Raw genomic sequence first — 21,167 nt, forward strand, 5'->3', positions numbered from 1 at the left:
ATGACCGGTTTGATGGCGGAAATCGCGGCGGCCAAGGTGGACAGGGGCACCCTTGCCCTGTGGTTCCTCGGCCAGAACGGCTGGATGGTCAAATCGCCGGCGGGACGGGTGCTGGCCGTCGATCCCTATCTCTCCAATTCCTGCCATCCGTCGCGACGTGGCCTCGACCTGGACCGCCAGGTGCCGATTCCGCTGGCTCCCGGGGACCTGGAGGCCGATCTGCTGCTCTGCACCCATTCGCACCGGGATCACGCCGATCCCGACACCCTGTGTCCCTGCGCGTGCAGCGGCCGGGTCAAGGCCTTCGCCGGGCCGGGCGACACCCAGGCGGTGTTCGCCGCCGCCAAGGTGAGCGAAAGCCAGCGGAGCCTGACCTGGCCCAATCACGAGATCGGCCTGGGGGATTTGCGGATCACCGGCACCTTCGCCCTGCCCACCGATGCCGGCGACCTCACCCATATGGGCTTCGTCATCCGGGTTGACGGTGGACCCGGCCTGTGGATCACCGGCGACACCGCCTGGTGCGATCTGCTGGCGGAGGCGGGGGCCAGGCACGAGCCCGATGCGGTTTGCCTGCCCATCAACGGTGGCTACGCCAATCTTTCCCACTGGGAGGCGGCGGAACTGGTGCGCCGGGTGGGACCGGCCCAGGCCATTCCCTGCCACTGGGACATGTTCGCCGACAATGCCTGCGATCCCCGCATGTTCGAGGCCTCGCTCAAGGTCAAGGAGGTGCGGGACGTCTACCGCCGGCCGGTGCATGGGCAGAGGATGGTGATCGAGCCTCGGTGAAACCACCTATTTGCCTGATTCTTGGGCGGTGGTCGGACCAGTTTGGTGCAAATTTCCTGGGCAACTTTGATGAAAATCAAGGTTTGGCAGCTCCCGGCGACTGGCATGGGGGTTGCGTTGATCCTTCCCGGACGGTGTAATTCGGGAGTCATTGATGATCGAGCAATTGCTTCAGTTGACGGGTGGCGTGGCCTCGGTGGCCGATGACAAGATCATGCGGATCAACGGCATCACGCGGCGTTCGAAGATGCTGGCGCTCAACGCCACCATCGAGGCCCACCGGGTCGGCTCGGCCGGGCGGGGCTTCGCGGTGGTGGCCGACGAGGTCAAGGCCATCTCCAACGAGATCGCCCTGCTGACCGATGCATTGCAGGGGGAATTGCGCGGGCGCCTCGGCGAGTTGTCGCAATTCGGCGAAAGCCTCGCCTCCCAGGTGCGCCAGGTGCGCGGCGAGCGTCTGGCCGATCTCGCCCACAACACCATCGAGGTCATGGACCGCAATCTGTACGAGCGTTCGTGCGACGTGCGCTGGTGGGCCACCGACGCGGCGGTCGTGGCCTGCGCCGGGCGCGCCGACGAGCCGGCGGTGGCCGAGCACACCAGCCGCCGCCTGGGCGTCATCCTGGATTCGTACACCGTCTATCTCGATCTGTGGGTGGCCGATTCCCGGGGCAGGGTGGTGGCCAACGGGCGGCGCGGCCGCTATGCGAACGCGGTGGGAACCGATGTCTCGGGCGAGGCCTGGTTCCGGGACGCCATGGCCACCGCCAACGGCGGCGCCTTCGCCGTGGCCGACGTGGCCCGGGCGCCGGGACTGGGCAACGCCATGGTGGCCACCTACGCCACCGCCATCCGCGAGGGTGGCGAGGCCGACGGGCGGCCCATCGGGGCGCTGGGCATCTTCTTCGACTGGGAAGCCCAGGCCCAGGGCATCGTCGACAGCGTGCGGCTGGCCCCCGAGGACAAGGCCCGCTCGCGTTGCCTCCTGCTGGATTCGCGGCACCGGGTGATCGCCGCCTCGGACCGCACCGGTGTGTTGAGCGAGGTCTTTCCCTTGCGCACCGAACGGGGCGAGCGGGGGCATTACATCGATCCCACCGGCGTGATGGTCGGCTACGCCCGCACCCCCGGCTACGAGACCTATGACGGAATGGGTTGGTACGGGGTGATCGTCCAGAAGGTCTAGAATACCCGGCTGAACACCACCGGCAGCCACACCAGGGCGAACAGGGTGCTGGCTGCCACCGCGATGGCGGCGCGGTCGGGGTGGATGTTGCGCAAGCTGGCGTGCACCACGGTGACGGCGGCCAGCGGCACCAGGGATTCGATCAGCAGCACCTGGTGCCCGACCCGGCCGAAGACGTGGAGCCAGGACCGGTCCGCCCAGATGAAGGCCAGGGCGAGCGCCGGCCACACCGCGAACTTGACCGCGAAGGTGAAGGCGGTGAAGCCCAGGTCGAGGCGCAGGCTTCCGATTCGGGCCAGCCCCAGCCCGACGATCATCATTCCCACCGGCACGAAGCCGCCCGACAGCAGGTCCACCGCCTGCATCACCGGAACCGGCACCCTGGTGCCGCTCAGATTGAGGGCGGCCCCCAGCCAGCAGGCGTGCAGGCCGGGATATTTCAGCACCCGCAGGACGGCACCGCCCACCGAAGCCTCCGCCCTGGCCACGGTATAGAAGCCCACCGAGTTCTCGTAGGCGGTGGCGCCGAACGACACCATCACCACATAGGGCAGGGACTCGGGCCCCACCAGGGCGAGGCAGGCGGGAATGCCGAAGAAGCCGGTGTTGCCGGTGCCGCCGGTGAAACTTGCGATGCGTTCGCGCCCGTCACGCCAGCAACGCCCGGCCACCGGCGCGGTGATCAGCGCCACCGCCGAGCACAGGCCGAACACCGCGAAGGGCAGGGCCAGCAGGGCGCCCTTGAGGTCGGCGGTGACGAAGCCCTTGAATACCACGGCGGGCGACAGCACGAACAAAGCGAGGCGGCCCAGATCCTGGCCCTTGACCTCGCCGAAGCGGCCCAGCAGGAAGCCGACCCCCACCAGCAGGTAGAGCGGCGCCAGCTTCAGGGCCAGGGAGGCGTCGAAGGGCAGGGTCATCATGATGTGTCACCCTGAGCCGCAGGCGAAGGGCCTTTCACCCGAGAGCGTCGGGTCGCGGGGCTGAAAGATGCTTCGCGTCGCTCAGCATGACAGGGGACGTTGTCGCTCATCGCACCAGGATCGCCCGGAAATCGTTGACGTTGGTCAGTGTGGGGCCGATCTCAACAAGGTCTCCCAACGCCTTGAAAAATCCGTATGAATCATTTTCAGCCAGATGAGATCCCGGATGAAGTCCCAGGCCCTTGGCCCGCTCCAGCGTATCGGGGGTGATGACGGCGCCGGCATTGTCCTCGGAGCCGTCGATGCCGTCGGTGTCGCAGGCGATGGCATCGACCCCGGCACAGTCCTTCAGCGCCAGGGCGAGCGCCAGGGCGAATTCGGCGTTGGGGCCGCCCTTGCCCTGGCCACGCAGGGTGACGGTGGCCTCGCCGCCCGACAGGATCACCGCGGGCGCGGGGACCGGCTGCTGGTGGGCGCGGATGGATTTGACCATGCCGGCCATGACCTTGGCCATCTCGCGGGCTTCGCCCTCCAGGGAATCGCCCAGCAGCAGGGGATAATAGCCGGCCCGCGCCGCCACCAGGGCGGCGGCCTCCAGCGAGCGCTGCGGCGTGGCGATCAGGTGGTATTCGCCGCCCGGCAGCTCCTTGGGCGTCTCGGCGACCGGATCGTCGAGCCGGGCGGCGATGGCGGGCGAGGGGAGGATGCCGTACCGGGCCAGGATCGCCCGCGCCTCTGCCTGGGTGGTGGGGTCGGCGACGGTGGGGCCCGACGCGATCACCGACGGATCGTCGCCGGGCACGTCCGAGATGGCCAGCGTCACCAGCCGGGCCGGCGCGGCCAGGGCGGCGAGGCGGCCGCCCTTGACCGCCGACAGATGCTTGCGCACGCAATTGATCTCGCCGATGGCGGCGCCCGAGCGCAGCAGCGCTTGCGTCAGCGCCTGCTTCTCGGCCAGGGCGATGCCGGGCGCGGGGCGGGCCAGCAGGGCCGAACCGCCGCCCGAGATCAGGCACAGCACCAGATCATCGGGGCCGACGCCCTTCAGCAGTTCGATCATGCGTCCCGCCGCCGCTTCGCCGGCCGTGTCGGGGACCGGATGGGCGGCCTCGGCCACCTCGACGCGCCTTGTGGGCACCGAATGGCCGTAGCGGGTGACCACCAGCCCGGACAGCGGCCCCGGCCAATGGTCCTCCACGGCGCGGGCCATGGCGGCGGCGGCCTTGCCGGCGCCGATCACCAGGGTGCGGCCCGGCGGCGGGGCGGGCAGGAAGGGCGGCAGGCAGACGGACGGACGGGCCGCCTCGACCGCCGCCTCGAACATGCGGCGCAGGATGGTCGTCACTGGACTCTGTTTCCCTTTCCGGGCTCAATGGCCGCACCAGTAGACAGCGGAAGGCGATCATGAGCAATCCCGACGCGCTTGACGGCGTTCTCGCCCCCATTCTGACTCCCTACGACGTCGAGCTGGTGCCCGATGTCGAGCGCTTCATCCGGCTGGCCGAGCACCTGATGGGCCAGGGTCTGGGGCTGGCGCCGTTCGGCACCACCAGCGAGGGCAACTCGCTCAGCGTCCCGGAAAAGGCCGAGTTGCTGGACGCCCTGGGGGACGCCGGACTGGACATGGGCCGGATGATGCCGGGAACCGGCTGCTGCGCCCTGTCGGATTCGGTGGCGCTGACCCGCCATGCCGTCGAGGCGGGCTGTGGCGGCGTGCTGATGCTGCCGCCCTTCTACTACAAGAATCCCAGCGAGGACGGGCTGTTCGCCGCCTTCGCCGAGGTGATCGAGCGGGTGGGCGATTCACGCCTCAGGGTCTATCTCTACCATTTCCCGCAGCAGAGCCAGGTCCCCATCACCCACGCCTTGATCGCGCGGCTGCTGGCCGCCTATCCCGGAATCGTGGCGGGGATCAAGGATTCGTCTGGCGACCTCGCCAACATGGAAAGCATGTGCCGGGCCTTTCCCGGCTTCAAGGTGTTCGCCGGGACCGAGCGGCTGATCCTGCCCGTCATGCGGGCCGGAGGGGCGGGGTGCATCAGCGCCAACGCCAATATCCACGGCCCGGCCATGCTGGATCTGTGGCGGCGCTGGCGCGAGCCCGGGGCCGAGGCGCTGCAGAAGGATCTGGAAGGCTTCCGCGCCATCATGGAGGGCATGCCGCTGATCGCCGCGCTGAAGGCCCTGACGGCGCGGCGCACCGGCGATTACGGCTGGCGCCGGGTGCGCCCGCCGCTGGTGGCCTTGCCCCCCGAGCCCGAGATGGACCTGATCGAGCGGCTGGAGAAGGCGGGTATCGCTCTCTAATACCATCCGCCGAAAGAACCGACTCCTCCTGTCATCCCGAGCGAAGCCAAGGGATCTTTCACGCCATGGCGGCAGCCGCTTGCGGCTGAAAGATCCTTCCTCCCTGCGGTCGTCAGGATGACACGTCAGGTCAAATGACGGCCGGTATAAGCGCTATCGCTACTTGAGGTCGACGATGGCCTCCAGGCCGTTGGCCTTGGCGGCGGCCAGCAGGCGGCCATCGGCCTTGGCGCGGCCGACGAAGGCATCCGCCACCGCCAGCCATTCCGCGTCGTCCGGCGCCACGGCGTAGGCGTAGGGGCTGGGGGCCAGCGGCTTGGGCGGGGACAGCAATCTGGCCCAGTCGTGGCGGGCCAGCATCTTGCGGCTGAAGGGATAGTCGGTGACGAACAGGTCGGCGCGGCCGCTCATCACCTCCTGCTCGCGGGCCTCGGGGGTGGCGACCTCGAGCAGCCGGGCCTGCTTCAGCTCGGACTTCATCACCTCCACCATGAAGGTGCCCGCCGCCGCCGCCACCACGATGCCGTCGCGGTCCATGTCGCCCCAGTCCCGGATCACCGGATGGGTCTTGGTGGTGATGGCGAAGATGCCGCTGCGCAGATGGGGGCGGGTGAAGGCCAGCTTCTCCTGGCGGCTGGGGGTAATGGCCACGGCGTGCATGGAAATGTCGCACTTGTCCGACAGCAGGTCTTCGACCAGGGTCTTGAACGAGGAATCGACGAAGCGAACCTGTACCCCCAGGTCCCTGGCCAGTTCCCGGGCCATGTCGATGTCGATTCCCTCCAGCGTGCCGGTCCGGGTGTTGCGGTACGAGATGGAATAGTAGTCGGGCCAGATGCAGACCCTGACCTCGCCGCTCTGGCGGATCTTGGCGAGCCGGCCGCCGGCCGGCGCGGCGATGGCCTGGCTTCCCATGCAGATCACGGAAAGAACGGCGAAAAGTCGGATCAGGATATGCATTTTTGTCCTCCAGATACGGACGTATTATGCTATTTCACCTAGGTCATGCAAGCTAACCGGACGGACAACGCGATACCTTCTCCGCCGGACCGCGCTCCGGTGGTCCTGGGCAGCGTGCGGGTACGGCCGGTCTTTTCCCATCGGCTGATCGGCGCCGTGGTGGTGTTCGGAGTGGGCATGGCGCTTCTGGTGGCCGTCGCCACCGCCCTGGGTTTGTGGACGGGGCGGCAGGAGGCCATCAGCGGAGCTGAGGCGGTCACCCGCAATCTGGCGCGCAGCCTGACGGAATCCGTGGAGCGTTCCATCAATTCCGTCGACGTCACCCTGGCCTCGGTTGCGGAGCTGGCCTCGGAACAGGGGCTTTCCGGGCCGCGTCCCGACCTGCGGGCGGTCGTGTCCCAGCGCCTGACCTTCATTCCCTATCTGCGCCAGATCCTGGTGGTGCGGGTTGACGGGGCGGTCCTGTTCGATTCCGCCAACCAGGGTGACAATCGCCAGCTCGACGTCACCGCCCTGCTGGCCGAGCATGCCCGCCTGCCGCGTCCCCTGGTGATCGGCGTTCCGGTGGATGGACGCTTCATCGGCGGAGGCAGCCGGGCGTCCGGCCTTCGGAGCATTCCGGTGAGCCGCGTCATCCGCGCCCGCGACGGTTCGGTGCAGGGGCTGGTGATCGGTGCGCTCAATCCCGAATATTTCGTCGCCAGTTTCGAGGGGATCGAGGCGGAATCCGGGGCCCACGCCCATTTGTGGCGCTTCGACGGGCTGATGCTGGCCGGGGCGGGCGGAGCCAACGACGTCCACCAGGATTCCGGCGGCGACAATCCCCTGTTCGCCCGCCACCTGAAGGAGTCCGAGATGGGGACCTTCACCGGCTCGGGCGGCGACGGCGTCATCTGGATCAACAGCTACCGCACCACCCTGTCCTGGCCGCTGGTGGTCAGCGTCGGCATCTCCCTCGACACCGCCCTGCAGAGCTGGCGGCACAGTGCCGAGACCATCGCCTGGCCGGTGGCCGTCGTTACCCTGATCGTGCTGATTCTAACCGCAGCCATGGCGGTGATGCTGCGCAACCGCGGGCGTGACGAGGCCCGCCTCAGGTTGTCCGACCTGGTGTTGTCCAACGTCTCCAACGGCGTGACCATCGCCGACGCCGGGGCCAGCGACCTGCCGCTGATCTACGTCAATCCCGCCTTCGAGCGGATTACCGGCTACACCGCCCAGAGCGCCCTGGGCCGCAATGCCCGTTTCCTGCACGCTTTCGATCCCGGGCAGGAGGGGCTGGACGACATCCGCGCCGCCCTGGCGGACGGTGAGGCGGCGTCGGTGGTGCTTCGCAACCAGCGGGCCGACGGCACCTTGTTCTGGAACCAGCTGTCGCTGTCGCCGGTCCATGGCGCCGATGGCGCGGTGACCCATTGGGTCGGGGTGCAGCGCGACATCACCCAGCAGGAAGAGGCCCGCGCCGCGCTGGCCAAGGCCTATGACGACGTGGCCCACTACAGCGAGGATCTGGAGCGGTTCTCCTTCGTGCTGGCCCACCATCTGCAGGAGCCGGCCCGGCAGATGCGGCTGCAGGCCCAGGTGCTGCTGCAGCGGATCGAGGACATCCCGGAATCCGGTGCCCAGCAGCCGGCCCAGCTGATCATCCATGCCGCCAAGCGGCTGGTGGAGATGCTGCGCGACGTCCAGGCCTATCTGGCCATCGAGCGCCAGCCGGTGACCGGCGGGACGGCCTCGTCGGAATCGGCCCTGGCCGCCGCGCTCAACCGCTTCATCGACGTGGAGGCCATCGGCCCCGTCTCGGTCGAGCGGGGCATGTTGCCCCGGGTCGGCATCCCCCAGAAATACCTGGATGACCTGTTCGAGATCCTGATCGAGAACGCGGTGCGCTTCCGGCATGCCGACCGGCCGCTGCGCCTGTCGGTGGGCGCCCAGTCCCATGTGGACGGCTGGCAGTTCCGGATCGCGGACAACGGCATCGGCATCGAAGCCAGCTATCACGAGCGGGTGTTCGTGGCCCTCGAGCGCCTGCATTCCGGGACCGCCTATGGCGGCACCGGCATCGGCCTGGCCATTGCCCGCAAGATCGTCGAGGCGGCGGGCGGGCGCATCTGGGTGGAGTCCGACGGTTCCAACGGCACCACCTTCCTTTTCACCCTCCCCATGTCGCCGGGCGGCGTGGTCTGAGCGCTCCAAGCAAAGGCGGCGTATCACGGAGCGCGGGCATCCTGCCCGCTTGCCGTACCTCAGCCGAACGGGTCGTCGCACTTGCCGCACATGGGGACGTGGCGGACGTCGCCTTTGCGGAAGGCGTCGAGGATGGCGCCATAGGCCGGGCCGCGGCGGATGTCGCCCAGGCCCTGCTCCATGATGTTGCCGATCCTCAGCTGGGCGTTGGAATCGTAGCAGCCGCAGGCGGTGACCGTGCCGTCGCAGAACACGCCCACCGCCTTGAGGAACAGGCGGCAGGGCATCAGCCGGTGGTGGCCGATCTCCTTCAGCGACCAGATGCCGTGGCGCTCGTGGAAGGTGCCGCACTGGACGGAGCCGCCGAAATTGTTGGCCGGCACCGTCCACACGTCGGTGATGCCCTGCGAGGCGAGGAAGGCCTTGGTCCGGCGCAGGTTCTCCTCCCACTCGCCCAGCGCCACCGCCTTGACGGCGAAACGGGTCGGGGTGTCCTTCAGGGCCTTGTGGATGGCCTTGAGGTTGGCCAGCGTGCGTTCGAACTTCGAGCCCACATAGACGCTCTCGTAGCTTTCGGCGTCCCAGCCGGCGAACGAGAACTGCAGGTAGGCCAGCCCCACCTTGGCCAGGCGGGCGATCTTGTCCGGAGTGAACGGGGTGCCGTTGGTGACGATGCCCACCTGGAACCCCTCGGCCACGGCGCGCTCCAGCATCTCGAACACCCGGGGGTGGAGGAACGGCTCGCCCTGGCCGGCCAGGATGTGCATGGTGGTGATGCCGCACGCCTTGCCCTCGGCGATGACCCGCTCGAAGACGTCGTCCTCCATGAAGCCGGAATTGTCCTTCCAGATCTCCCAGCCGCACATGGTGCAGCGCAGGTTGCAGCGGCGGCTGAGCTGGACGTACAGCTCGTAGGGCACCAGCTGGCGGCGCTCGGCGGGCGCGATGACCAGGGCGCGGGCCCGGGCTAGGTGGGGAGCGGCGGCTTCGGCCCGTCCGGCCTCGTCCAGCGCGATGCCCAGCAGATAGTGGATGCGGCCCGATTGCGGCTGCACGGCGGCGGCGGGCTCCAGCAGGGGCACCGCCTCGGCGGCGCGGCCCTGCTCGACCAGGGCGCCGGCCAGCCCCACCATGGTGTCCAGATGGCCGGGCACCATGGCCAGCACCCGGCGGAACAGCGCTTCCGCCTCGGCGGCGCGTCCCCGGGCCAGCAGCAATCCGGCGCGGCGGTAGTCGCATTCGGGGTGGCCGTCGGCCTTTTCCAGGATGGCGGCGGCTTCGTCCAGCAACTGCCCCTCGGCCAGGCGCAGGGCTTCGGCCAGGACGCGGGCGGGATCGGCGGGCTTGGTCTTCTTCTTCGACGCTTTCATGGCGCCGCAGACTAGCATTGCCGCCTAGCGGCTTTCCATGCCGGTGTTGTCTGGGGCATTATGCTCGCCGGGTTGCAAGGGGAGAGCGGCGCGTGCCGGGGGTGTCTGCCGACGACAGGATCACGGCGCTGGACGAGCGGTCCGGCGGCCGCTGGCGATTCGGCATCCGCGCCAAGCTGGTGGTGGCGGTGGGCACCGTGGCCGGCATGATCATGGTGGCCAGCCTGCTCACCTGGTTCAGCTATTCCGAGATCGAGCGCCTGCTGGCCGCCGTGACGCGCACCAACCTGCCGGCGCTGTCCAACGCGCTGAAGCTGTCCGAGGCCACCGCCCGGCTGGCCGCCGCCGCTCCGGCGCTGGACGGCTCGCAATCCCAGTTCCAGCGCCAAAGCAATTTCGTCGCCCTGCAGCAGCAGACCGAGCGCCTGCTGGCCCTGGTGGACCACCTGGCCGGTTCCATCGCCGATACCGGCCGGGTCGAGGAATTGCGGTCCATGATCGCCGCCTTCGCCGACAACGTGGTGGACCGCAACATCCTGGTGGACAAGCGCCTGCAGCTGGCCGAGCGCAGCCGGGTCCAGGCCGAGATCATCAGCCAGCTGGACGTGGAGGTTCACCGCGCCATGGGCGGGCTGGCGGGCGATCCCGCCCTGGCCACCGTGGTGCTGGCCTCCAACTACCTGCGCGAGGCGGTGGTGGCCGCCAATCTGGAGAAGGTCGGCGACCTGCGCGGCGCCTACGAGGAGCAGGTGCGCTCGCTGGCCGAACTGGTGGATGCCACCGGCGCCAGGAACCAGCGCACCCGCGAGCTGACGCGGCGCGTCCTCGCGCTGGGGACAGGGCCGGAAAACGTCTTCGAACTGCGCACCCTGCAGATGCTGACCATCGCCCGTCTGGCCGCCGCCAATGACGAGGGCCGCGATCTGGTGGCCCGCACCTCGTCCTCGGTGGGCCGGCTGGTGTCGGCGGCCGAGGCCGAGGCCGCCGAGAACGAGCGCCGCACCGAGGCGGCGGTGTCCAGCGGGCGGACCACCATGCTGGTGGTGGCCATGCTGACCTTTTTCGGGCCGCTGCTGTTCATCTGGCTGTATCTGGGGCGCAGCGTGGTGGCGCGTCTGGCCGGTCTGGCGTCGTCCATGCACGCCATCGTCGAGGGCGACTTCCAGGCGCCCATTCCCGGCCAGGGCAACGACGAGATCAGCGACATGGCCGCCGAACTGGCGGTGTTCCGCGACGCCATGGCCAAGCTGCAGGAATCGTCCGAGGCGCTGATCGAGAGCGAGCGGCGCCTGCGCCGCATTCTCGACACCTCGCCCCTGGCGCTCGCCATCTCGCGGGTATCCGACAACGCCATCCTGCTGGTCAATCCCCGCTGGTCCGAGCTGTACCGGGTGCCCAAGTCCCGCGCCCTGGGCACCTCGGTCACCTCGTGCTACGCCGACCCGGAGAACCGGACCCGGCTGGTGGAACTGGTGAGGAAGCGCGGCTTCGTCAGCGGCTTCGAGTGCCGCATGCGGGCCAGCGACGGCCACGAGTTCTGGGCCATGCTGTCGGCCGCCGAGATCGAGATGGACGGCGAGCCGGCGGTGATCGCGTCGTCCACCGACATCACAAGGCACAAGGAGGAGGAGGCCGCCCTGGCCGAGGCCAAGAAGGTGGCCGAGGAGGCCAGCCAGGCCAAGTCGCTGTTCCTCGCCACCATGAGCCACGAGATCCGCACCCCCATGAACGGGGTGCTGACCATGGCCCAACTTCTGGAAGACATGCCGCTGCCCGCCGAGCAGCGGGAAATGGCCCGGGTCATCCGCGATTCCGCCACGGCGCTGCTCACCATCATCAACGACATCCTGGATTTCTCCAAGATCGAGGCCGGCAAGCTGCAGCTGGAACTGGTGGAGCTGTCGGTGGCCGATCTGGTGGAAGGGGTGGCCGACCTCTTGACCATCCGCGCCCAGGAAAAGGGCATCAGCCTGATCACCTTCGTCGATCCCACCCTGGCCGACCGGGTGGTGGGCGATCCCGTGCGCCTGCGGCAGATCATCACCAACCTGGCCGGCAACGCCATCAAGTTCACCGACAAGGGCTACGTGCGCATCTCGGTTCGCGCCGTCGATCCGCGTGAACGGCCGCTGCGCCTGGAATTCTCCATCACCGATACCGGCATCGGCCTGGACGCCGAGCAGCAGGCCCGGCTGTTCGAGCCCTTCATGCAGGCCGACATCACCATTTCCCGGCGCTATGGCGGCACCGGGCTGGGCCTGTCCATCTGCCGCCGCCTGGTGGCCATGATGGAGGGCGACATCGGGGTGCGCAGCAATATCGGCCAGGGCTCCACCTTCTGGTTCCAGGTGCCGCTGCAGCCCGTCGAGGCCGACGCCCCCATGGAGGCCGGGCCGGACCTGTCGGGAATCGCCGTCCTGGTGCTGGCCGAGGGACCGGTGGCGGCGGAGTGCCTGCGCCAGTATCTCGGCCATCTCGGCGCCCAGGTGGCGGTGGTGGTGGGAACCGAAAGCGCGGTGGCCGCGGTGCGCGCCGCCGCCCTGGCGGGCTGGACCTACGACGTCGCCCTGCTGGACGGCGGCCAGGACTTCCGCCTGCGCATGGGGGTGGCCGGCGCCCTGATGACCGCCGCCGGGCCGGACCTGGAACTGAAGGTGGTCATGCTGGTGGCCCAGGACGCCTTCGCCAGCGTCGCCGCCGAGATCAAGGCCGCCGGGCTGTTCGCCGCCCTGCCCAAGCCGGTGCGCCGCCGCCAGCTGTGGCGCAGCGTCGCCGCCGCCGTGGGCCGCGCCTCGGCCGAGGACGATTCCGCCGAAGGCGAGGGGATCGAGGAGGGATGGCAGCCGCCCACCATGGAAGAGGCCGCCAGCGCCGGCGCCCTGATCCTGGTGGCCGAGGACAACCCCACCAACAAGGTGGTGATCCGCCACCTGATGGAGCGCCTGGGCTATGCCATCGAGGTGGTGGGCAACGGCGCCGAGGCCTGGGAGCGCATGCAGATCCGCGATTACGGCCTGCTGCTCACCGATTGCCACATGCCCGAGATGGACGGCTACGAACTGACCCAGCGCATCCGCGAATGGGAGGTGGAGACCGGTCACCTGCTGCCCATCGTGGCGCTGACCGCCGACGCCCTGGCCGGAACGGCGCGGCGCTGCCTGGATTGCGGCATGAACGCCTTCCTGGCCAAGCCCATCGACCTCGCCCAGCTGGACGCCACCATCCGCCGCCTCCTGCCGGTGGCCGTGGGGTTGCGCCAGCGGCGTTCGGATGGCGGCCGGGCGGCGGTCGCCCTGCCGGCCCCGGTGGTGCCCGCCGAGGAACCCGGCCTGCCGCCGGTTCTCGATCTGACCCCCATGCGGCAGATCTTCGGCGATATCGGCGACGAGGTGCGCGATCTGCTGGCCCTGTTCGTGGACACCACCCGGCCGCTGGTGGCCGAGCTGGGCGGCGCCCTGCAAGCCGGTGACGCCGTGGCGGCGCGCGAGGCGGCCCACTCGGCCAAGGGGGCGGGCAACAGCGCCGGGGCCTTCCGCTTCGCCAAGCTGTGCGCCGAGGCGGAAAGCGCCGCCGCCAACGACGACCTGGTCCGCGCCCTGGCCATCCTTCCCGCCCTGGAAGCCGCCTTCGACGAGGCCGCCCGGGCGGTGGCGGCGGTGTAGGAGCCATGATGCGGGCAGGATGCCCGCGCTCCAGGACAGGTGCCAGCGGCCGTCTCGGCCGCACTTCCGGCAAAAAGAAAACCGCGCTCCCGGTGGGGGAGCGCGGTTTGCTTCGATCCGAGCCTGTGAGGGCGCCGACCGGCCTGCCGGACCTTAGCCCTGGCGAGCCTTGAAGCGGGGGTTCGTCTTGTTGATGACGTAGACCCGGCCCTTGCGGCGAACGATGCGGCAATTCTTGTCGCGCAGCTTGGCCGACTTCAGCGAGTTACGAATCTTCATGGTCCGACTTCCTAAAGCGTAATTGTCGCCGAAACGACGTCACTTGGGTTCGCAAGCGCGAGGCCGGGAAAATACGGAAACCAGGAGAGACTGTCAACAGCTCGTGAAACGTTTTTTTTCGAATTTTCGAAGTTATACTCCTGTCCATGCTGAAGTTCATTCCCGATCCCCATGGAACGCCCGTTCCCTTCCACGCCGTCGAAGGACGGGCGGGTTCACGTGCCCTGCTGGTGTGCGACCATGCATCGCCGGCCATCCCCCCCGCCCTGGGCGATCTGGGGATGAGCGAGCCCGAGCGGACCAGCCACGTGGCCTGGGACATCGGTGCCGCCCGGGTGGCGGTCCTGCTGGCCGAGGCCCTGGGCTGCCCGGCGGTGCTGGCCGGAATCAGCCGTCTGGTCATCGACTGCAACCGCCAGCCCGGTGATCCGTCCTCCATTCCCGCCCTGACCTGCGGGGTGAGGGTGCCGGGCAACGAACGGGTGGACGAGGCCGAGGCCGACAGCCGCGCCCGTTCATGGTTCTGGCCTTATCATAACGAGATCGGCGACCGCATCGCCCATCTGTGGCGGCACGGCACGGCGCCGGCGGTCATGGCCGTCCACACGTTCACCCCCTGCATCCGGGGGCGGATGCCGCGCCGCTGGCACGTGGGCGTGCTGTGGAACCGCGACCCCCGCATGGCCGCCCCGGTCCTGAAGGCCCTGAGGTCGCGCGGCGATCTGGTGGTGGGCGACAACCAGCCCTATTCGGGCCGCGAGATCAACTACACGCTGGACACCCATGCCGGCGCGGCGGGGCTGCCCAACGTCTCGTTCGAAATCCGCCAGGATCTGGTGGCCGACGAGGCCGGCTGCGCCCGTTGGGCCGCCATTCTGGCCGGGGCGCTGGAGGGTGTCCTGGCCGACGAGGACCTCTACCGCGCCGAGGTCTATTGAAACCTCTCGGGGGCTTGGCTATGGTCTGGGCCGATTTCGAGCAGGGAGCCTGTCCATGAGCGACGACCAGAACACCAGTCAGATCGGCGGCATCGCGGCCGAGGCGCTGCGGCAGTTCATCGACCGCATCGAGCGGCTGGAAGAGGAAAAGAAGGCGCTGGCCGCCGACATCAAGGACGTCTACGCCCAGTGCAAGTCCCAGGGCTTCGACACCAAGATCATCCGCAAGATCGTGGCGCTGAGAAAGCGCGACCGCCAGGAGCGCGAGGAGGAGCAGCAGATCCTCGATCTCTACCTGGCCGCCATCGGCGAGGCCTAGCAGGCCACGGAAAAACTCGTCCCAAGACGTCGTCATTCCCGCGTAGCGGGAATCCGTGTTCATCTGTGGCCCATTTCCCGGCCTGTCCGCCTGAATGTCGATTGGCCTTATACCAAGATGCACTGATCGGAACCGATCAGTGCATCGCCCTCAATCGCCGGGCGCCACCTGTGGCGGCTGGGCTCCCGCCGCATAAGCGGCGCGGCCCTTTGGGCCTATCCAAACTGCGATGAGTCACGCTCATCGCAGTTTGGTATTAGGCCTCGCGTTTTTTCGGCCAAGGTGAAAATGAAAACGGCGCGATGCCCCGGGCACCGCGCCGTTTGTATTTCAATCCCGGGCGCCTTAACGGCGGCCGCGGCGGGTCGGCTTGTCGGCGGTCTCGCCGGCCTTGCGGCCCAGGCCGATCTTCTTGGCGAAGTCGGAGCGCTGGGCGGCGTAGTTGGGGGCGACCATGGGATAGTCGGGCGGCAGGCCCCACTTCATCCGGTACTCGTCCGGAGTCATGTTGTAGGTGGTGCGCAGATGCCGCTTCAGCATCTTCAGCTTCTTGCCGTCCTCGAGACAGATGATGTAGTCGGGGGTCACCGACTTCTTGACGGCGATGGCGGGTTTCGGCGCCTCGGACTTCGTTTCCGGCTGGCCGCCTTCAAGGGATGAGAGCGATCCGTAGACCGTATTGATCAGTTCCGGCAATTGTCCAGCCGGCACCGGATTCTTTCCCACATAGGCGGCAACCACATCGACGGCCATGCGCAGCAGGTCGTCACGATTGGTCTTGTCCGGGTTGATGTCGCTCATTTGTCTGTCCGACCGCAGTTTGTTGACGTAATTGAATCAATGAATGCATGGCGGGACTTCACTGTCAATTGGAAATTGAATCTGGTGAATAATGAGTTCTTGGGATTGATCTCACTTTCAATAATCATCATCCCGATGGATGGGGGTTTACGCCGATAGTCTGTATGGAATCGAGGGATTCTATTGCCGCAACGCCCATTCATGATGCTTTTGGAACAATCATCGCCGTCATGCCGTGTCATGATCGGGCATGCCCCATAAGCTTGTGGCGCATTGGCAAGGCGGTCCGACATATGGTATCTAGCCCATTCGAACATGGATCGCCGGGGTAGGGTATCGATGAGTGCGAAAACCATAGCCATTGCCTGCGATCACGGCGGTGTCGAGATGAAGGAAATGCTGGTCCGGGACCTGGCCGCCTCCGGCTGGTCGGTGCTCGACCTGGGCACCGATGGCCCCGATTCGGTGGACTACCCCGATTTCGCGGTGAAGATGGCCGAGGCGCTGAAGGACGGCCGGGCCGAGCGCGGCGTTCTGCTGTGCGGCACCGGCATCGGCATCTCCATCGCCGCCAACCGTTTCGCCCATGTGCGCGCCGCCCTGGTGCACGATGCCTTCGGAGCGCGCATGTGCCGCCAGCATAACGACGCCAACGTCCTGGTGATGGGCGGGCGCACCACCGGTCCCGAGGTGGCGCGCGATTGCCTGAAGATTTTCCTCGAGACCGAATTCGAGGGCGGCCGCCACGCAAGGCGGGTCGCCAAGCTGTCCTAACCCGCCGACCTGAAGAGAGATCCGATGTCCAGCGTCTCCACCGATGCCTTTTTCCGCACTCCGCTCGCCGAGCGTGATCCCGAGGTCTTCGCGGCCATCACCCAGGAGCTGAAGCGCCAGCAGGACCAGATCGAGCTGATCGCCTCCGAGAACATCGTTTCGCGCGCGGTGCTCGAGGCCCAGGGCTCGGTGATGACCAACAAGTACGCCGAGGGCTATCCCGGCAAGCGCTATTACGGCGGCTGCGAGTTCGTGGACGTCGCCGAAAGCCTGGCCATCTCGCGCGCCTGCCAGATCTTCGGCTGCTCCTACGCCAACGTGCAGCCCAGCTCGGGCTCCCAGGCCAATCAGGGCGTGTTCATGGCGCTCCTGCAGCCCGGCGACACCATCATGGGCATGAGCCTCGCCGCCGGCGGCCACCTGACCCACGGCGCCGCCCCCAACCAGTCGGGCAAGTGGTTCAAGGCCATCCAGTACGGCGTGCGCAAGCAGGACGCCCAGATCGACTTCGCCGAGGTGGAGGAGCTGGCCCGCACCCACAAGCCGAAGCTGATCATCGCCGGCGGTTCGGCCTATCCCCGCACCATCGACTTCGCCCGCTTCCGCAAGATCGCCGACGAGGTGGGCGCCTTCTTCATGGTGGACATGGCGCATTTCGCCGGCCTGGTGGCGGGCGGGGTGTATCCCAATCCGCTGCCCTTCGCCCACGTGGTGACCACCACCACCCACAAGACCCTGCGCGGTCCGCGCGGCGGCATGATCCTGTCCAACGACGCCGAGATCGGCAAGAAGATCAACTCGGCCATCTTCCCGGGCATCCAGGGCGGCCCGCTGATGCACGTCATCGCCGGCAAGGCGGTGGCCTTCGGCGAGGCGCTGCGCCCCGAATTCAAGCTCTACGCCAAGCAGGTGGTGGACAACGCCCGCGCCCTGGCCGACACCCTGGTGCGGCGCGGCCTGGACATCGTGTCGGGCGGCACCGATTCCCACCTGATGCTGGTGGACCTGCGGCCGAAGAAGCTGACCGGCAAGGCGGCCGAGGCCAGCCTGGAACACGCCGGCATGACCTGCAACAAGAACGGCATCCCCTTCGATCCCGAGAAGCCGACCATCACCTCGGGCGTGCGTCTGGGCACCCCGGCGGCGACCACGCGCGGCTTCGGCGTCGAGGAATTCAAGAAGGTGGGCGAGCTGATCGGCGACGTGCTGGACGGTCTGGCCGCCAATCCCGAGGACAACTCGGCGGCCGAGGCGCGGGCGCGGGCCGAGGTGACGGAGCTGTGCAAGCGTTTCCCGATCTATTCATAATGAAGAAGGGCGGGGGCCAGGGAAGCCCCCGCCGTTTTCCCGGGGGGAAAGATCATGCGGTGTCCCTTTTGCGGTCACGACGATACCCAGGTGAAGGATTCGCGGCCGACCGAGGATAACTCGGCCATCCGGCGGCGGCGCTCGTGCCCGGAATGCGGCTCGCGCTTCACCACCTTCGAGCGGGTGCAGATCCGCGATCTGGTGGTGATCAAGAAGGACGGCTCGCGCTCGCCCTTCGACCGCGACAAGGTGCTGAAATCGCTGCGCATCGCGTTGCGCAAGCGGCCCGTGGACGACGAGCAGATCGAACGCATCGTCAACGGCATCCATCGCCGCCTGGAAAGCATGGGGGAGAACGAGGTTCCGTCCAAATTCATCGGCGAACTGGTGATGGAGGTGCTGATGGACCTCGACAAGGTCGCCTATGTCCGCTACGCCTCGGTGTACCGCAACTTCCGCGAAGCCAAGGACTTCGAGGATTTCCTGGGGAAGATGGTTGTCAGCCGCCACGACTGATCGCACCCAAGCCGAGATCGACCTCGGCCACATGCGGGCCGCCCTGGCGCTGGCCCGGCGCGGGCTGGGCACCGTTTGGCCCAATCCGGCGGTCGGCTGCGTCATCGTGCGTGACGGAAGGGTGGTCGGACGCGGCTGGACCCAGCCCGGCGGCCGTCCCCACGCCGAGACCGAGGCCCTGGCCATGGCCGGAAGAGCGGCGCAGGGCGCCACCGTCTACGTCACCCTGGAACCCTGCGCCCATCACGGCAAGACCGCGCCCTGCGCCGACGCCCTGGTCGCCGCCGGGGTGTCGCGGGTGGTGGTGGCGGTGCAGGACCCCGATTCCCGGGTGGCGGGCAAGGGCATCGACCGCCTGCGGGTGGCGGGCATTCCGGTGACCGAGGGAGTGCTGCACGCCGAGGCCGCCGAACTGAACGCCGGCTTCTTCCTGCGCATCAATACCGGCCGCCCCCTGGTCACCCTGAAGCTGGCCACCACCCTGGACGGCCGCATCGCCACCCATAGCGGCGAAAGCCGCTGGATCACCGGCGAGCAGGCCCGCGCGGCAGCCCATCTGCTGCGCGCCGAGACCGACGCCATCATGGTGGGCAGCGGCACCGCGCTCCACGACGATCCCGACCTGACCTGCCGCCTGCCCGGACTGGTGGAGCGCTCGCCGGTGCGCGTGGTGGTGGACGGGCGGCTCCGCCTGCCGCTGACCAGCCGTCTGGTATCCACCGCCAACGACGTCCCCACCTGGCTGCTGACGCTGGAGGATTGCGACGAGGATCGCCGCGAGGCCTATGAGGATGCCGGAGTGGACGTGGTCGAGGTCTCGGCCGGACCCGACGGCGCCATCGATCTGGAACTGGCGCTGCAGGCGCTGGGCGAAAGCGGCGTCACCCGCGTCCTGGTGGAAGGCGGCGCCCATCTGTCCGCCGCGCTGCTGCGCGCCGGGCTGGTGGACCGGCTGGTGTGGTTCCGCGCTCCCCGCCTGATGGGCGGCGACGGCCTGCCGGCCGCCGTGTCGTTCGGCATCGACCATCTGGCCCAGACCCCCCATTTCGAACGCGTCGAGATCCGCCCGGTGGGCGACGACGTGATGGAAACCTATATTCGTCTCTAGAGAGGTTCCCCATGTTCACCGGCATCGTCACCGATCTCGGCGTGGTGCGCCGTATCGTTCGCGGCGAGGGGCGGGAAGCCCGCTTCGAGATCGCCAGCGGCTACGACACCAGCACCATCGCCATCGGCGCTTCCATCGCCCATAACGGCGTGTGCCTGACCATCATCGAGGTGGGGCCGGACTGGCACGCGGTGGAAGCCTCGGCCGAGACCCTGTCCAAGACCACCCTGGGCGGCTGGAAGGAAGGCTCCAGGGTCAACCTGGAGCGGGCGCTGAAGGTGGGCGACGAACTGGGCGGCCACATCGTTTCCGGCCATGTGGACGGCGTCGCCAGGGTGGTGGACATCCGTCCCGAGAACGAATCCCTGCGTTTCACCTTCGAAAGCCCGGCCGAGCTGGCCTGTTTCGTCGCGCCCAAGGGCTCGGTCGCCCTGGACGGCGTGTCGCTCACCGTCAACGAGGTTGACGGCCGCCGTTTCGGCATCAACGTCATTCCCCATACCCAGGCGGTGACCACCTTCGGCACCTATCGTCCCGGCGACGAGGTGAATATGGAAATCGACATGCTGGCGCGCTATGTTGCGCGCCTCCTGCAAAAGGACTAGCGCCTTGGTTTCCGAATATCACGCCTACCTGTCGTCCATCGAGGACATCATCGAGGAGGCCCGCCAGGGCCGCATGTTCATCCTGGTGGACGACGAGGACCGCGAGAACGAGGGTGATCTGGTCATCCCCGCCGAGATGGCCAATGCCGAGGCCATCAATTTCATGGCCCGTTTCGGGCGCGGGCTGATCTGCCTGTCGCTGACCCGGGGCCGCTGCGAGCATCTGGGCCTGAAGCCCATGAGCGCCGACAACGGCACCCGCATGGAGACCGCCTTCACCGTCTCCATCGAGGCCCGCGAGGGCGTCACCACCGGCATTTCCGCCGCCGACCGGGCGCGGACCATCCAGGTGGCCATCGACACCGGGAAGACCCGCTACGACATCGTCACGCCGGGCCACGTCTTTCCGCTGATGGCCCGCGACGGCGGCGTGCTGGTGCGCGCCGGCCATACCGAGGCGGCGGTGGACATCTCGCGTCTGGCCGGGCTCAACCCGTCCGGCGTGATCTGCGAGATCATGAACGACGACGGCACCATGGCCCGCATGCCGGACCTGGTGAAGTTCGCCCGGCATCACGGTCTGAAGATCGCCACCATCGCCGATCTGATCGCCTATCGCCGCCGCAACGACAAGATCGTGGCGCGCGAGGTGGAGGCGCCGTTCCATTCCAAGTGGGGCGGCGACTGGAAGATGATGGTCTACACCAACACGGTGGCCTATGCCGAGCACATCGCCCTGGTCAAGGGCGACCTGAACGCCGAGGGGCCGGTGATGGTTCGCGTCCATGCCGTCAACGTGCTGGACGACGTGCTGGGCGACCAGGGCTCGGGCAAGGCCGGCGAGCTCCATTCCGCCATGGAAATGATCGCCGCCCATGGTTCGGGCGTCATCGTGCTGATCCGCGAGCCGCGCCCCACCAGCCTGTCCGACATGGTCCGCGCCCATCTCGAGCGGCGTCCGCCGGCTCCGGCCTTGCGCGATTACGGCGTCGGCGCCCAGATCCTGCTGGATCTCGGCGTGCATGAAATGATTCTGCTGTCCAACACCAAGCGCTCCATCGTCGGCCTGGAAGGCTATGGCATGAAGGTGGTGGAGCAGCGGCCGATTCCGGTCGGCTGACTTTAGGAGAGT

Annotated in this window: 19 protein-coding genes; 13 read left to right on the forward strand and 6 right to left on the reverse strand. The window is 68.0% G+C overall.

Features of this window, described 5'->3' with window-relative positions:
- Positions 1–792, forward strand: a complete 792-nt coding sequence (locus ACV4UZ_RS02175; RefSeq protein WP_491599301.1) for an MBL fold metallo-hydrolase — start codon at positions 1–3, stop codon at positions 790–792.
- 154 nt (positions 793–946) lie between these two features.
- Entirely contained in the window at positions 947–1,978 is a 1,032-nt protein-coding gene (locus tag ACV4UZ_RS02180) for a methyl-accepting chemotaxis protein (protein ID WP_491599302.1), read from the forward strand.
- On the opposite strand, the gene ACV4UZ_RS02185 is transcribed toward ACV4UZ_RS02180, so the two are convergent.
- Both ACV4UZ_RS02185 and ACV4UZ_RS02190 read right to left on the reverse strand, forming a co-directional pair.
- On the reverse strand, positions 1,975–2,901 hold the full coding sequence (locus tag ACV4UZ_RS02185) for an AEC family transporter (RefSeq protein ID WP_491599303.1): 927 nt from the start codon (positions 2,899–2,901) through the stop codon (positions 1,975–1,977). The two genes, ACV4UZ_RS02180 and ACV4UZ_RS02185, sit on opposite strands and share 4 nt — an antisense overlap.
- A 106-nt stretch (positions 2,902–3,007) precedes the next feature.
- Positions 3,008–4,225 (reverse strand): glycerate kinase type-2 family protein, encoded by a 1,218-nt coding sequence (locus ACV4UZ_RS02190; RefSeq protein ID WP_491599536.1) that lies wholly within the window; start codon positions 4,223–4,225, stop codon positions 3,008–3,010.
- Between the two features lie 80 nt (positions 4,226–4,305).
- On the opposite strand from ACV4UZ_RS02190, the gene ACV4UZ_RS02195 reads away from it, so the two are divergent.
- Entirely contained in the window at positions 4,306–5,208 is a 903-nt protein-coding gene (locus ACV4UZ_RS02195) for a dihydrodipicolinate synthase family protein (RefSeq protein WP_491599304.1), read from the forward strand.
- 159 nt (positions 5,209–5,367) lie between these two features.
- Here ACV4UZ_RS02195 and ACV4UZ_RS02200 read toward each other — a convergent pair whose 3' ends face one another.
- On the reverse strand, positions 5,368–6,168 hold the full coding sequence (locus ACV4UZ_RS02200; RefSeq protein WP_491599305.1) for a substrate-binding periplasmic protein: 801 nt from the start codon (positions 6,166–6,168) through the stop codon (positions 5,368–5,370).
- A 99-nt stretch (positions 6,169–6,267) separates the two neighbouring features.
- On the opposite strand from ACV4UZ_RS02200, the gene ACV4UZ_RS02205 reads away from it, so the two are divergent.
- Positions 6,268–8,355 carry a sensor histidine kinase gene (locus tag ACV4UZ_RS02205; RefSeq protein ID WP_491599306.1) on the forward strand — a complete coding sequence of 696 codons (2,088 nt, stop codon included), beginning with the start codon at positions 6,268–6,270 and terminating at the stop codon, positions 8,353–8,355.
- A gap of 59 nt (positions 8,356–8,414) precedes the next feature.
- Here ACV4UZ_RS02205 and ACV4UZ_RS02210 read toward each other — a convergent pair whose 3' ends face one another.
- Positions 8,415–9,725, reverse strand: coding sequence for a radical SAM/SPASM domain-containing protein (locus tag ACV4UZ_RS02210; protein ID WP_491599307.1), 1,311 nt, complete (start codon positions 9,723–9,725; stop codon positions 8,415–8,417).
- Between the two features lie 92 nt (positions 9,726–9,817).
- On the opposite strand from ACV4UZ_RS02210, the gene ACV4UZ_RS02215 reads away from it, so the two are divergent.
- Positions 9,818–13,387 carry an ATP-binding protein gene (locus ACV4UZ_RS02215; protein WP_491599308.1) on the forward strand — a complete coding sequence of 1,190 codons (3,570 nt, stop codon included), beginning with the start codon at positions 9,818–9,820 and terminating at the stop codon, positions 13,385–13,387.
- 153 nt (positions 13,388–13,540) lie between these two features.
- Here ACV4UZ_RS02215 and ykgO read toward each other — a convergent pair whose 3' ends face one another.
- On the reverse strand, positions 13,541–13,666 hold the full coding sequence (ykgO, locus tag ACV4UZ_RS02220) for a type B 50S ribosomal protein L36 (protein WP_008614494.1): 126 nt from the start codon (positions 13,664–13,666) through the stop codon (positions 13,541–13,543).
- Between the two features lie 146 nt (positions 13,667–13,812).
- Here ykgO and ACV4UZ_RS02225 point away from each other — a divergent pair, with 146 nt between their 5' ends.
- Entirely contained in the window at positions 13,813–14,604 is a 792-nt protein-coding gene (locus ACV4UZ_RS02225) for an N-formylglutamate amidohydrolase (protein ID WP_491599309.1), read from the forward strand.
- A 55-nt stretch (positions 14,605–14,659) separates the two neighbouring features.
- Positions 14,660–14,923 (forward strand): DUF2312 domain-containing protein, encoded by a 264-nt coding sequence (locus ACV4UZ_RS02230; protein WP_068434578.1) that lies wholly within the window; start codon positions 14,660–14,662, stop codon positions 14,921–14,923.
- A 345-nt stretch (positions 14,924–15,268) separates the two neighbouring features.
- Here the strand turns inward: ACV4UZ_RS02230 and ACV4UZ_RS02235 are convergent, their stop codons facing one another.
- Positions 15,269–15,724: a Ros/MucR family transcriptional regulator gene (locus ACV4UZ_RS02235; RefSeq protein WP_491599310.1), complete on the reverse strand. Its 456-nt coding sequence runs from the start codon at positions 15,722–15,724 to the stop codon at positions 15,269–15,271.
- A 339-nt stretch (positions 15,725–16,063) separates the two neighbouring features.
- Here ACV4UZ_RS02235 and rpiB point away from each other — a divergent pair, with 339 nt between their 5' ends.
- From rpiB to ribB, 6 genes are read left to right on the forward strand one after another with little or no spacing between them, the layout of a single operon-like run.
- Positions 16,064–16,498: a ribose 5-phosphate isomerase B gene (rpiB, locus tag ACV4UZ_RS02240; RefSeq protein ID WP_491599311.1), complete on the forward strand. Its 435-nt coding sequence runs from the start codon at positions 16,064–16,066 to the stop codon at positions 16,496–16,498.
- Positions 16,499–16,522: 24 nt separating this feature from the next.
- Entirely contained in the window at positions 16,523–17,806 is a 1,284-nt protein-coding gene (gene glyA / locus ACV4UZ_RS02245) for a serine hydroxymethyltransferase (RefSeq protein WP_491599312.1), read from the forward strand.
- A 54-nt stretch (positions 17,807–17,860) separates the two neighbouring features.
- The gene (gene nrdR, locus ACV4UZ_RS02250) at positions 17,861–18,322 is read left to right on the forward strand and encodes a transcriptional regulator NrdR (RefSeq protein ID WP_491599313.1); all 462 of its coding nucleotides are present in this window, start codon (positions 17,861–17,863) and stop codon (positions 18,320–18,322) included.
- 31 nt (positions 18,323–18,353) lie between these two features.
- A complete protein-coding gene (ribD, locus tag ACV4UZ_RS02255) occupies positions 18,354–19,430 on the forward strand; it encodes a bifunctional diaminohydroxyphosphoribosylaminopyrimidine deaminase/5-amino-6-(5-phosphoribosylamino)uracil reductase RibD (RefSeq protein WP_491599537.1) in 1,077 nt (358 codons plus the stop codon).
- 11 nt (positions 19,431–19,441) lie between these two features.
- Positions 19,442–20,035 carry a riboflavin synthase gene (locus ACV4UZ_RS02260; RefSeq protein ID WP_491599314.1) on the forward strand — a complete coding sequence of 198 codons (594 nt, stop codon included), beginning with the start codon at positions 19,442–19,444 and terminating at the stop codon, positions 20,033–20,035.
- Positions 20,007–21,155 (forward strand): 3,4-dihydroxy-2-butanone-4-phosphate synthase, encoded by a 1,149-nt coding sequence (ribB, locus tag ACV4UZ_RS02265; RefSeq protein ID WP_491599315.1) that lies wholly within the window; start codon positions 20,007–20,009, stop codon positions 21,153–21,155. The genes ACV4UZ_RS02260 and ribB overlap by 29 nt, the downstream gene beginning before the upstream one ends.
- Positions 21,156–21,167: the final 12 nt, after the last annotated feature.

Source organism: Paramagnetospirillum sp. (assembly GCF_058402745.1).